At 72.2% G+C, this 12031-nt stretch carries 11 protein-coding genes; 1 reads left to right on the forward strand and 10 read right to left on the reverse strand.

Annotated features, from left to right (window positions below; all coding sequences use genetic code 11):
- Nucleotides 1-12: 12 nt before the first annotated feature.
- From ASC58_RS02965 to ASC58_RS03010, 10 genes are all read right to left on the reverse strand, one after another.
- On the reverse strand, nucleotides 13-1431 hold the full coding sequence (locus ASC58_RS02965) for an NAD(P)/FAD-dependent oxidoreductase (protein ID WP_056918283.1): 1419 nt from the start codon (nucleotides 1429-1431) through the stop codon (nucleotides 13-15).
- A gap of 155 nt (nucleotides 1432-1586) precedes the next feature.
- The gene (locus ASC58_RS21775; protein WP_056918284.1) at nucleotides 1587-2789 is read right to left on the reverse strand and encodes a lytic murein transglycosylase; all 1203 of its coding nucleotides are present in this window, start codon (nucleotides 2787-2789) and stop codon (nucleotides 1587-1589) included.
- 184 nt (nucleotides 2790-2973) lie between these two features.
- The gene (locus ASC58_RS02975) at nucleotides 2974-3474 is read right to left on the reverse strand and encodes a methylated-DNA--[protein]-cysteine S-methyltransferase (RefSeq protein WP_056918459.1); all 501 of its coding nucleotides are present in this window, start codon (nucleotides 3472-3474) and stop codon (nucleotides 2974-2976) included.
- 4 nt (nucleotides 3475-3478) lie between these two features.
- Complete coding sequence (locus ASC58_RS02980; RefSeq protein WP_082552865.1) at nucleotides 3479-3901, reverse strand: HIT family protein; 423 nt, start codon at nucleotides 3899-3901, stop codon at nucleotides 3479-3481.
- A 66-nt stretch (nucleotides 3902-3967) separates the two neighbouring features.
- Nucleotides 3968-4759, reverse strand: coding sequence for a DUF1295 domain-containing protein (locus ASC58_RS02985; RefSeq protein ID WP_056918286.1), 792 nt, complete (start codon nucleotides 4757-4759; stop codon nucleotides 3968-3970).
- Complete coding sequence (locus tag ASC58_RS02990; RefSeq protein WP_056918287.1) at nucleotides 4756-6069, reverse strand: cyclopropane-fatty-acyl-phospholipid synthase family protein; 1314 nt, start codon at nucleotides 6067-6069, stop codon at nucleotides 4756-4758. The genes ASC58_RS02985 and ASC58_RS02990 overlap by 4 nt, the downstream gene beginning before the upstream one ends.
- Nucleotides 6066-7403, reverse strand: coding sequence for a cyclopropane-fatty-acyl-phospholipid synthase family protein (locus ASC58_RS02995; RefSeq protein ID WP_056918288.1), 1338 nt, complete (start codon nucleotides 7401-7403; stop codon nucleotides 6066-6068). Before ASC58_RS02995 ends, ASC58_RS02990 begins: the two co-directional genes overlap by 4 nt.
- Nucleotides 7400-8131 carry a DUF1365 domain-containing protein gene (locus ASC58_RS03000; RefSeq protein WP_056915315.1) on the reverse strand — a complete coding sequence of 244 codons (732 nt, stop codon included), beginning with the start codon at nucleotides 8129-8131 and terminating at the stop codon, nucleotides 7400-7402. The genes ASC58_RS02995 and ASC58_RS03000 overlap by 4 nt, the downstream gene beginning before the upstream one ends.
- Nucleotides 8128-9444, reverse strand: coding sequence for an NAD(P)/FAD-dependent oxidoreductase (locus ASC58_RS03005; protein ID WP_056915316.1), 1317 nt, complete (start codon nucleotides 9442-9444; stop codon nucleotides 8128-8130). Before ASC58_RS03005 ends, ASC58_RS03000 begins: the two co-directional genes overlap by 4 nt.
- A gap of 64 nt (nucleotides 9445-9508) precedes the next feature.
- Nucleotides 9509-10726: a heparan-alpha-glucosaminide N-acetyltransferase domain-containing protein gene (locus tag ASC58_RS03010; RefSeq protein WP_056918289.1), complete on the reverse strand. Its 1218-nt coding sequence runs from the start codon at nucleotides 10724-10726 to the stop codon at nucleotides 9509-9511.
- Nucleotides 10727-10998: 272 nt separating this feature from the next.
- On the opposite strand from ASC58_RS03010, the gene ASC58_RS03015 reads away from it, so the two are divergent.
- Nucleotides 10999-11997 (forward strand): MerR family transcriptional regulator, encoded by a 999-nt coding sequence (locus tag ASC58_RS03015; protein ID WP_056918290.1) that lies wholly within the window; start codon nucleotides 10999-11001, stop codon nucleotides 11995-11997.
- Nucleotides 11998-12031 lie beyond the last annotated feature (34 nt).

A 12031-nucleotide genomic window follows, 5' to 3' on the forward strand; every position in this document is an offset into this window, starting at 1 on the left:
GGACGGCCGGTCTCAGAGGACGCGGCTGCCCTGCTCGCGCGCCTGGGCCACGGACTGCGCCGGCGGCTTGCGGTCGGCTGGGACGCGCGGCAGGGACGGGGCGTAGCCGTCGCCGAGCTGTTCGATCGCCGTGCGGGCGAACACCTGCTGCTCGGTCACCGTGCGTTCGGACCGCCCACGGCCGACGAAGCTCACCGCCCAGTGCAGGAGCGTCGTCAGGCGGTGCTTGAACCCGATGATGTAGACGAGGTGCACGGCCAGCCACAGCAGCCACGCGACGAAGCCGCTGAAGTGGAGCCTGCCGATCGAGGTGACGGCGCTGAAGCGCGAGATCGTCGCCATCGATCCCTTGTCCTTGTAGACGAAGGGGCCGGCCGGCGCCTTGCCCGCGAGCCGTCGCTTGATCTGGTCAGCGGCGTAGCGCGAACCCTGGATCGCCACCTGCGCGACACCGGGATAGCCCTTGAGCGCGGCCATGTCACCGACGACGAACACCTCGGGGTGGCCCGGGAGGGTGAGGTCGTCGTTCACCTCGATGCGTCCGGCCCGGTCGAGGCTCGCGCCGGACTGGTCCGACAGCTGGGCGGTCAGCTCGGAGGCCTGGACCCCGGCGGCCCAGACCTTGGTGACGGACTCGATGCGACGCATGGAGCCGTCGGAGTCCTTGACGTCGATGCCTGTCGCGTCGACCCCGGTCACCATCGCACCGAGCTGGACCTCGACCCCGAGGCTGCGCAGCTTCTCGGCGGCCTTGGCGCCCAGGTGGTCACCGAACGCCCCCAGGACGGTCGGTGCAGCGTCGAGCAGCACGATGCGCGCGCGGGTGGGGTCGATGGACCGGAAGTCCCGACGCAACGTGCGCCGCGACAGCTCGGCGATCTGGCCGGCCATCTCCACCCCGGTCGGTCCCGCGCCGACGACGACGAACGTCATGAAGCGCTCGATCTCCTTGGGGGTGGTGGCCAGCTCCGCCCACTCGAACGCACCGAAGATGCGTCCGCGCAGCTCGAGCGCGTCGTCGATCGACTTCATGCCGGGCGCGTACTGGGCGAAGTGGTCGTTGCCGAAGTACGACTGGCCGGCCCCCGCCGCGACGAGCAGCGAGTCGTACTCGGTGACGGTCTCGCGGTCGAGGACGCGGGAGGTCACCGTCCTGGACTCCAGGTCGATGTGTGTGACGTTGCCCAGGAGCACGCGGGCGTTGTCCTGTCGGGCGAGCACCTCACGGGTGGCAGGCGCGATCTCGCCCTCGGACAGGATGCCCGTGGCCACCTGGTAGAGCAGGGGCTGGAACAGGTGGTGGGTGGTCTTGGCGATCAGGGTGATGTCGACGTCGGAGCGCTTGAGCGCCTGCGTGCCGAACAACCCACCGAACCCCGAACCGACCACGACGACGCGGTGACGTTGCTGGGTGTGGACCTCGTGCGACATACCGACACTCTCCTGTGAAAGACGAAGGACGGCCACCCCTGGTCGGGGGTGCCGTCCTCCATGACGCCTGCATCTGCGTCAACAACCCTATCGGCGCACGTATGCCGTGGCCTCACCTCGCTGCGTGGGCTGCGATGCGCATCACGTCGTCGGGTTCACCCCGTCGTGGGAGTCGACACGTCGCCCGACGGATCGGGCGGAGGGACCGTCGACGCCGGGTCGGGGGTCGAGGGCGTGGGGTCCGGGACCGGTGTGGTCGTGGAGGGATCGGGGGTCGTGGGCCCCGAGGTCGTCGGGTCGGGCACCGGCGTGGTCGGCACCGGTGTCGTCGGGGACGGAGTCGGCGTGGTCGTCACGGGACCCCGGTGCGGCGTCGTGGGTGACGCCTTGACCGGCTTCCTCACCGGCTTCTTCGCAGGCTTCTTGGCCGGCTTCTTCGCCTTCTCGGGCTCGGCGACCGCCAGGTCGCTGGCGCGACCGCCGGAACCCACCCGGAAGGCGACGTCGGTCATCGGGGCCAGCCCGTGCCGCGTGAAGAAGGTGACCCACTGCGAGACCGCGGCGACGTACTCCCCGGACCAGTTGTACGTGAGGATCGCCGAGCGCAGGTCACCGCTGCGGGACAGGTCGCGTCCGTCGCGGCACAGGTAGTCGGCGGTCGCCCGGGCGGCGTCGAAGACGTTCTGCGGGTCGCGGCGACCGTCGCCGTCACCGTCGCGCCCGGCCCAGCGCCAGGTGCCCGGCAGGAACTGGAGGGGACCCACGGCACGGTCGTAGTCGCCGGCCCCGTCGTAGGCACCCCCGTCGCTGTCGTGCACGACCGCGAAGGGTCCGCCGTCGAGCAGCGGGCCGTAGATCGCCGGGGTCACCCGGTGGTCGGCGTCGACCTGGCGACCACCGATCGAGCCGGACTCGACCTGGCCGATGGCAGCGAGGTGGGCCGGGCGGAGGTGGCAGGAGGCCGGGGCGGCGGCCGCGGCCCTGACGTAGGCGGCGGCGAGGACGGCCTGCGGTGTGCCCGCCCGCGGGAGCGCGCCCGAGGAGGCCCTGGTCGGGGGTTTCGGCGGCTTGGGCGGTGCGACGGTCCGGCGGACGGCCACGACGACCCGGCCGGCAGCACCGGCGGCCGGCGCGAACGCACCGTGCGCGTCGTCGAAGGACCACGCGTCGGGGACGGCAACCACGGGAGGCGTCAGCGCTGGCCCGACCGACAGGTCGACCGGCAGGACCGCCGGCGTGGTGGAGGCCTTCTCGGCGGACCCGGCCCCCGCGGTCAGCTCGTGGGCGGACGCCGTCTGGGCCACGACCGCCGTGACGAGGGCGGACAGCACCCCGAGCTTGACCAGCTGGACCCGCACCGACCTCTCCCTCCCGCGCGTGGAGCGGCCGGACCCGGCCGCAGCAGACCCGCCCACCCTGCCGGTCCGCGTCGCCGCCTACCTGGCCGCGCGGGGGGAACGGCACGAACGGACGAGGCGCAGACCGGACACAGGCCCCACGAGCCACAGGCGCCCCACGTCGTCCCAGGACGTGGACGGCCGGTCAGAACAACCGTGCGGCCCGGGTCTCCTCGGACTCCTCGAGGGCGAGGAGGAACCGCTTGCGGTCCAGGCCACCGGCATAGCCGACGAGGCTGCCGTCCGCGCCGATCACGCGGTGGCACGGGACGATGATGCCGAGCGGGTTGCGTCCGTTGGCGGCCCCGACCGCCTGGCTGAACCCGACGTCGCCCAGTGCCCTGGCCAGGTCGCCGTAGCTGCGGGTCTGGCCGTACGGGATCTCGCGGAGCAACGCCCACACCTTCTGCTCGAACGCGTTGCCCACCGGTGCCAGGGGCAGGTCGAAGGTGGTCCGCTCGCGGGCGAAGTACTCGCCGAGCTGCCTGGTGGCGGTGTCGAAGCCGCTGTCGTCCCGCTCCCCCAGCTCGGCCGTGGAGCCGGGTGCGTGCTTCGCCCGGTCCATGTGCAGCGCGACCAGGACGCCGTCCTCGGCGATGAGGGTGAGGTCGCCGATCGGCGAGGGCACGACGGTGTGGGTCCTCATGGCGTCACCGGGGTGCAGGCGCGAGCGCGGCAGCGACCCGCCCTGCATACTCCTGCGCCTCCTCGTCCGAGGCGTACTTCGTGCGGGGCCAGAAGAAGCCGCGCAGCCCGTCGCCCTTGGTGCGCGGCACGACGTGGACGTGCAGGTGCGGGACCGACTGCGAGACGACGTTGTTCACCGCCACGAACGACCCCTGCGCACCGAGCCCGGCGACGACGGCGCTCGCCGTGCGCTGGGCGGCGCCCATGAGGACCGGCAGGAGCTCGGCCGGGAGGTCGGGGAAGGTGTCGACGTGGATGCGGGGAACGAGAAGGACGTGCCCCTTGAACACGGGCCGGGTGTCGAGGAACCCGAGCACGAACGGCTCGTCGACGACCACGGTGGCGGGCACCGAGCCATCGATGATCTGGCAGAAGAGGCAGTCCACGCCAGCGACCCTAGCCGCCGTGTCCGACACGGGCGCGACGTCAGCCGCGGCAGTCGGGCGGGGGTCTCAGGCCTGCTTCGGCGGGCGGGGCAGGAAGTAGCTCGTGCGCCGACGGTACTCGGCGTACCCGGGGCGCTCGCCCATGTGCTTCTCGAGGAGCTTGGCCCCCGTGGCGAAGACGAGGAAGTAGGTCATGACGACGGGCGAGAGGACGGTGAGGACACCGGGCCACGCACTCGCGGCGACGAGGTAGATCCCCCACCAGACGCAGGAGTCCCCGAAGTAGTTGGGGTGGCGCGTCCACGACCAGAGGCCGCGGTCCATGACCTTGCCCTTGTTGGAGGCGTCGGCCTTGAACGCCTTGAGCTGGGCGTCACCGACCGCCTCGAACGTGAGGCCGACCGCCCACAGCAGCAGCCCGAGGACGGCGACCACGGTGATCCCGGGTCCGGACGCAGCGCTCACCTGGATCGGCAGGGACACGAACCAGACGGCCAGGCCCTGCACGAGGTAGACCTTCCGGATGGCGACCCACGTCGGGTTCCCGGGCTCCTTGTCGAGCATCTCCGCGTAGCGCGGGTCCTCGCCCTTGCCCGCGTTGCGTCGCGTCACGTGCCACGCCAGGCGCAGACCCCACAGCGCGACGACGACCACGAGGGCGAGGCGGCGCCACCCCGTGCCGTCACCGACGAGGGCGGCCACGACCGCCACGACCACGAACCCGAGGCCCCAGGTCGTGTCGACCACGCTGACGCGCCCCTGCCTCGCGCCGACGACCGCGGTCGCCGCCATGAGGACGACGACCGTGAGGAGCGAGAGACCGGTGACGGCCAGGAAGTTCGAGCTGTCGAAGGTCATGACCAGATCGTAGGGCGCTGCGGCGGGAGGCCGGACGAACCGTGGTCCGGGCGGACCGACAGGATCTGGTCGACGCCCATGCGACCGTCGCGGAAGGCCATCGAGCCACCGACCAGGTAGAGCCGCCACACGCGGGCGACCTCTTCACCGACCAGGGCGACGGCCCGGTCCCAGTTGGCCTCGAACGTGTCGTGCCAGGCGTCGACGGTGCGCACGTAGTGCTCGCGCAGCGCGTGCACGTCGCGCACCTCCAGCCCCGACTCCTCGATGAGGTCGACGGTCTGGCCGACGGGCCGCATCGTCATGTCGGGGGCGATGAACGACTCGATGAAGGGACCCCCACCCGGGTGCCGGCCACGCCGGGACATCTGCTGGATGAGCACCCGGCCACCGGGGCGTACGCGGTCGTGGAGGACCGAGGTGTAGGTGCGGTAGTTGCGCTCCCCCACGTGCTCACCCATCTCGAGGGAGACGACGGCGTCGAAGTCGCTGTCCGGCACGTCGCGGTAGTCCTGGAGCCGGATCTCGACCCGGTCCTGCAGTCCACGCTCGGCGATGCGTGCGTCGATGAACTTCTTCTGCTCGGCGGCGATGGTCACCCCGGTGACCTGCGCGCCGAAGTGCTCCGCGGCATACAGGCTCATCGATCCCCAGCCGCACCCGACGTCGAGCAGGCGCATGCCCGGCTGGAGGCCGAGCTTGCGGCACACCAGGTCGAGCTTGTCGCGCTGGGCGTCCTCGACCGTGTAGTCGGGGTCGTCGGAGGTCCAGTAGCCGCAGGAGTAGGCCATGTGCGGGTCGAGGATGAGCTCGTAGAACTCGTTCGACAGGTCGTAGTGGTGGTGGATGGCCTGCTTGTCGCGACCCAGGCTGTGCAGGCGCCCCTTGAGGACGGCCTGGCTCGCCGGCGGCCGGAGCGGGATCCCCAGTGCCCCAGCGCTCTTCGCAACCTTGACGATCGCGGCGATGGCCGCCGGAGTCGGGCGTATGGCGCCCAGGCCGCGTTCGTGCGCGACGGACCACACGTGCGTGAGGGCCGCGTCGAGGTCGCCCTCGACGTCGAGCTCGCCGGTGACGTAGGCCTGCGAGGCGCCGAGCTCACCCGGGTGGCGCAGCAGCCTGCGCAGGGCCCGCGGCGACCGGAGGACGACGTGGGGAGCGTCCTGCGGGCCGGCCGCGCTGCCGTCCCAGGCGGAGAGGTGCACCGGCAGGGCGCCGCCCACGAAGGGGGCGAGCGCCGCGGCGATCTCGGCGGCGACGCCCGGCTGGGTGGCCGTGGCGGTGCTGGGGGTGGTGTCTGTCGCGGTCATCGGCCGCCTTCCCTCTGGAGAACGAGCTGCTGGACATCGAGGTAGCCGGAGCGGAAACCCGCCCGCGAGTACTCGAGGTAGAAGTGCCACATCCGGTCGAAGACCTCGTCGAAACCGAGCTGGTGGACCCGCTCGAGCGCACCGAGGAACCGCTCGTCCCAGAGGCGCAGGGTCTCGCCGTAGTGCTGGCCGAAGGACAGCCGCTCCGAGACCCGCAACGAGGTCTGGGCACGGTTGACGTCCACGATGGCCTGGGTCGACGGCAGGAAGCCGCCGGGGAAGATGTACTTGTGGATCCACGTGTACGTGTAGCGCGTCGCGAGCATCCGGTCGTGCGGCATCGTGATCGCCTGGATGGCGACCTTGCCGCCGGCAGCGAGGACGCTGTCGATCTTGCGGAAGTACTCGCCCCAGTACTCGTGCCCCACGGCCTCGATCATCTCGACGGAGACGACGGCGTCGAACTTGCCCTCGACCAGGCGGTAGTCGAGCAGCTCCACGTCCACCTGCTCGGCGAACCCTGCTGCGGCGATGCGCTCGCGGGCCAGGGCCTGCTGCTCGGACGAGAGGGTGACCGACAGCACGGTCGCGCCCCGTCGGGCGGCGCGGATGGCGAGCTCGCCCCAGCCGGTACCGATCTCGAGGACGCGGCTGCCCTCACCCACCCCCGCGGAGTCGAGCATGCGCTCGACCTTGCGACCCTGCGCCTCGGCCAGGTCGTCCCAGGCCGGGGCGGACGCCGGACGGCTGACCGTGACGGCCTCCCCCGCCACCGGTCCGCCGCGCTGCTCGTCCCCGGCGAACAACGCCGACGAGTAGCTGAGGGTGCTGTCGAGGAACGTGGCGAACATGTCGTTGGACAGGTCGTAGTGCCTCGCGATGTTGTTGCGGGTGTTGGCCGTCGAGTTCTTCTCCGTGTGCGGCATGCGGGCGACGTAGACCGCGCGCAGCTTCTGCAGCGGCTCGGGGATGAGCGTGGCCATCTGGGCGGCGAACACCTCGAGCAGGCCGCCGAGGTCCTCGGCGTTCCAGTCGCCCGCCATGTAGGACTCACCGAAGCCGATGAGGCCGTTGGCACCGACGGCCTCGAAGAAGGCGTCCGGGCGCTCGATGACCATGAGGGGTGCGGTCGGGTCCACGGCCGCTCCGCCGACGATCGCCTCGCGGCCGAGCTGCACACGCACGGGCAGCCGCTTCACCGCGGACAGGAAGATGCGTCGGGCGAGGGCACCCTCGACGACCCGGCGCGCCCTGGCGCGGCGGGTGGTCAGGCCCGGCCAGCGGACGGGGTCGATGGCGGGGCTCATGGAGAGCCCGGCGGTGGCGGTGGTCACTGGACTGCCTCCTGGTGGTGGGACGGACGGGGTTGGACCGGCAGGCGACGCAGCCACAGCCAGATGCCGTGGAGTCGGATCCGTGCCGAGACGGAGAGAGGTTCGAGGGGCTGGGTCAGCGCCAGGCGCAGGACCGTGCGGGTCGTGACGGGGAGTGCGCGCCCGGTCATCCCGGCGACGAAGGCGGGGCGTCCGGGGCGTCGGAGGACGACCTGGACCGACACCCGGTCGTCGGGTTCGGGGACGGTGAGGCTGTAGGAGCCCGACACGTCGTTGAACGGGCTCACGTAGAGGGCCTTGTCGACCTCTGCCCGGCCGAACTCGTCGGCCTGCACGAGGTAGGCGTGCCGGTCGCCGTAGGTGTTGTGGACCTCGACCACGGTGCACGCGAGCGTGCCCTCGGGGTCGTGGCACCAGTAGACGCTGATGGGGTTGAAGACGGTTCCGAGCACCCGGGGCATGGCGAGCATCAGGATCCGCCCGCCGCGCAGGTCGACGCCCTTGGTGGCGAGGAAGGTGTCGAGGTTCTGGCGCAGGGTCCGCGCGGGGTCACCGAGGTGGTCGCGCGACTCGAAGCTCGCAAGGCGCTGCAGGCCACCCAGGCGCGGCAGGTCGTCGAGGTCGACGAGCCAGCTGTGGCTGCGTGTGCGGAACCGGTGGGCGACCGGCTCCTTGCGCGCGTGGTGGACCGACGTCGCGTAGATGCGCGTCGCGGGCGAGGTCCTCATCGGGCGACGACCTCCTCCGGCACTTCCTCGACGACCGCCTCGTCCCAGTCGACGCCGAGGGCAGCCGCAGCCTTGGCCCCGGAGAGCGCGCCGTCCTCGTGGAACCCCCACCCGTGGTAGGCGCCGGCGAAGGCGACCCGCGAGGTGTTGATCTCGGGAAGACGTCGTTGCGCTGCAACGGATTCCGGGGTGTAGAGGGGGTGCTCGTAGCTCATCGTGTCGATGACCTTGTCCTGGTCCACGCAGTCCACGCCGTTGAGTGTGACGAGGAACCGCCGTCCCGGCACGTCGAGGCGCTGCAGCCGCGTGAGGTCGTAGGTCACGAGGACACCGGTCCCACCGGCGCGCTCGGGGCGACGCCAGTAGTTCCACGAGGCCCGGGCACCTGTCGTGCGCGGCAGCACCGACTCGTCGGTGTGCAGCTGGGCCACGTTGCTGGAGTAAGGGATCGCGCCGAGGACGTCGCGCTGGAGGTCGGTGGGGGTGCTCAACATGGCGAGCGCCTGGTGCGGGTGGGCTGCGATGACGACGGAGTCGTACGTCTCGCTGTTCCCGCCGGCGTCGACCACCAGCACGCCGTCAGGTGTCTCGGTGACCGAGCTGACGGGGGTCGCGAGGCGGATGTCGTCGATGCCTGCGGCGAGGGCCTCGACGTAGCGCTTCGAGCCGCCGGTGACGGTGCGCCAGGTCGGCGACCCGAAGACGGTGAGCATGCCGTGGTGGTCGAGGAACTCGAACAGGTAGCGGGCGGGGTACTTCAGCGAGACGTCCGGGTCGCAGGACCACACGGCTGCCACGACCGGCTCGAGGAAGTGGCGGGTGAAGTACGCGCTGAAGCCGACCCGGCGGGCGAAGGCGCCCAGGGTCTCGTCGCGGTCGGTGTCTGAGGAGTCGCGGGCCAGCACGTCGCGGGCAGCACCGTGGAACTTCTTCACCTCCGTGAGCATGCGCAGGTAGGACGGGTTGGCGAGGTTGGCGACGCGGGGGAACAGCCCCTTGGCCTTCTTCGCGCCGGCGTACTCCAGGCCGGACTCGTCGTCCCGGACCGACATGCTCATGTCGGAGTCCTGGGTGGCCACACCGAGCTCGGCGAACAGGCGCAGCAGCGTCGGGTAGGTCCGGTCGTTGTGCACGATGAAGCCCGTGTCCACGCCGACCACGCGACCGTCCACCTCGACCTCGTGCGTGTCCGCGTGACCGCCGAGGCGGGCGTCGGCCTCGTACAGGGTCACGGGGCCGCGCGTGCTGAGCACGTGGGCGGCGGTGAGGCCTGCGACTCCGCTGCCGATGACGGCGCGGCGTGGTGCTGACATGGTGGTCCATCCGTTCAGGGGGTCGACGTGCAGGTCATTCGGCGTGCGGGGTGGGACGGATTGCCTATCGCGGGGCCGTGCCCGGCAGACGGGCAGGGGCTACGAGCCAGAGAGCCGCCCGCCGGGAGGTCACCGACACCACCGTCTCCAGCGGTCCCCGCAGGGGCACGAGCGCGAAGAACGCGCCGACGACACCGACCACGAGGACCTGGTCGCCGTAGTGGTCCGGCGACTCCCAGTCGGGCCACCAGCCCTGGGCCATCATCAGCACGTGCAGGGTGTACAGCGACAAGGTCATGGCGCCGGCCCCGAACACCGCCGCCCACACCCTCGGGTGGATCCGGGTGGCGAGCACGCAGAGCCCGGTCACGGCCATGGCGGTGCCGATCGTCTGGGCCAGGTCCAGCGGCGCGCCCGAGTGCGGGGCCACCACCGCCAGCCACCACCACGAACCGGTGGGCGTGGTCCCGCCCAGCCCGTGCGTCAACAGGGCGTCGAGGGCCCCGGGGTCCGTGGCGAGGGAGGGGTCGGGCGTCACCGTGTCGGGATAGGTCGCCGCGAGCGCCGCCCGCGCTCCCGGCTGCCCCAGCAGGAGCCGGGAGCTCGCGGTGGCCGCCACCGCGAGGACCACCCCGACGGCGAGCACCCGGGCCGCGACCACGGGCCGGGCCAGCGGGAGCCGGCCCAGCGCCATACCGGCGAGCAGGTAGGCGACCCACACGGCGGCTGGGTAGTAACCGGTGAGGAGCAGCTCGCTCAGGAGGTGGCCGGGGCGCAGGAGGTCCTCGGGTTCCGGGCTGCCGACCTCGTGAGGTGGGAGCAGGGGGCGCAGGAGGTGGGCGCCGACGGGGGCGAGGGCGACCCACGCCACCGCCCAGGCCGCCAACGAGCGGGGGCCCAGCCCGAGGAACGGCAGGCCGAGGAGGAAGAGCACTGCGTACGAGGCGAGGATGACCGCGATCACGGTGGGCACGGCACCGAGCGCCAGGCCGAGGGCGCCGATGAGCAGGGCACGGACGGCGAGCCGCACCGACGCGGCGCCGCGCTCACGGCCTCGCAGCGGCTCGGTCCGGCCGCTCGCGAGGGCGACGCTGACCCCGGCCAGCACCGCGAACAGGGCCGACGCGCGACCCCCGGCCACCTGTTGGGCCCAGGGCACGTCGTTCCCGATCCGACCGGGCAGGAGGTGGGTGGCCATCATTCCCGCGAGCGCGAACGCTCGGGCGACGTCGACGCCGACGACCCGCCCCGGCGCGATGTCCGGGAGGACGGGCTCGCTCATGCAGTCATCCTGTCAGCAGGCTTTTGGTTCCGCGCGCCCGTCGGCCCCGACGGGTGGACCCCGACGCGCCGGAGCAAGGTCTCGGCACGTCGGGGTCGGTCGGGTGGTCGGTCGAGCCGACAGCTCCGCGGCCGCCTCGCCCCTGGTCGAGGAGGCCAAGCAGGCCCAGACTCTGTGAACAATGTTTGTCCAAGGTTGCACCCTGGAGTGATCCTGCCCGCCGCAGGAGCTCTTGTCCATACTTTGACCAACGTCGGGGCTACGCTGCGCGGGTGTACACGATCAGCCACGCCGCGCGGCTGACCGGTGTTCCGGCCGCCACCCTGCGGGTCTGGGAGCGGCGGTACGCGCTGGTCGAGCCGCTGCGCACCGACGGTGGCTACCGCCTCTACGACGAGCGCGCCCTGCAGGTCGTGCGCGCGATGTCCTCGCTCGTGGCCGCCGGCTGGGCGCCGCGCCAGGCCGCCGACCACCTGCTGTCCGAACAGCCCGGCCGGGACACCGGGGGCACCGACACGACCGTGGCCCTCGAGACGATGACGGGCCTGCGGCCCGCACCGGGTTCGGCGCCGGGATCGGGTCGGGGCAGGAGTCCTGCACCGGTCGCGGCTCCCGCGCCGACGGAGGTGCCGGACGGGGACCCCCTGGCCGCGCTGGCGCGGGGGGCTGCCGCGATGGACCCGGGGGCGGTCTCCGCCGCGATGGTGGAGGCCTTCGCGGGCGGTGCCTTCGAGGACGTCGTCGACACCTGGCTCATGCCGTCCCTGCAGGTCGTGGGCGCCTGGTGGCGCGAGGGCCGGGTCGACGTCGCCGGCGAGCACGTCGTGAGCGCCACCGTGCACCGTCACCTCGGCGCCGCGATGGAGGCCTGCCCGCGCCAACCCGGCGGACCCCTGGTGGTGGTCGGCCTCGCCCGCGGATCGCACCACGAGCTCGGGGTGCTGGCGTTCTCGGTGGTGCTGCGCCGACGCGGGGTCCGGGTCGTCTACCTCGGCACCGACCTGCCGGCGCAGGACTGGGTGCAGGTCGTCCGTCGGCACTCCCCTGCGGCCGTGGTCGTCGGGGTGCCGATGCAGGCCGACGTCATCGCCGTCCGCGAGACCGCCGAGGCCCTGCACGCGCTCGACGCCGGGTTCCCGGTGTACGTCGGCGGGGCTGCCCAGGAGGACGTCGCCCACGGGACCCTACCCCTCGGGCACACCCTGCGGGACGCCGCGGACCTGATCGAGCTCGCGCTCGCCACGCACGGCTCGACGGTCCCCACGCGCTGACCGACGAGCCCGCCGGGCAGACGGCCGACCGTGC

It is taken from the genome of Phycicoccus sp. Root101 (assembly GCF_001426245.1).
Taxonomy (GTDB): Bacteria; Actinomycetota; Actinomycetes; order Actinomycetales; family Dermatophilaceae; genus Pedococcus.

Excerpts from the sequence above, each read along its gene's own strand:
- ASC58_RS02965 (WP_056918283.1), bottom strand. The coding sequence starts at position 1,431 with ATGTCGCACGAGGTCCACACCCAGCAACGTCACCGCGTCGTCGTGGTC.
- ASC58_RS02975 (WP_056918459.1), bottom strand. The coding sequence starts at position 3,474 with ATGAGGACCCACACCGTCGTGCCCTCGCCGATCGGCGACCTCACCCTC.
- ASC58_RS02985 (WP_056918286.1), bottom strand. The coding sequence starts at position 4,759 with ATGACCTTCGACAGCTCGAACTTCCTGGCCGTCACCGGTCTCTCGCTC.
- ASC58_RS02990 (WP_056918287.1), bottom strand. The coding sequence starts at position 6,069 with ATGACCGCGACAGACACCACCCCCAGCACCGCCACGGCCACCCAGCCG.
- ASC58_RS03000 (WP_056915315.1), bottom strand. The coding sequence starts at position 8,131 with ATGAGGACCTCGCCCGCGACGCGCATCTACGCGACGTCGGTCCACCAC.
- ASC58_RS03005 (WP_056915316.1), bottom strand. The coding sequence starts at position 9,444 with ATGTCAGCACCACGCCGCGCCGTCATCGGCAGCGGAGTCGCAGGCCTC.
- ASC58_RS03010 (WP_056918289.1), bottom strand. The coding sequence starts at position 10,726 with ATGAGCGAGCCCGTCCTCCCGGACATCGCGCCGGGGCGGGTCGTCGGC.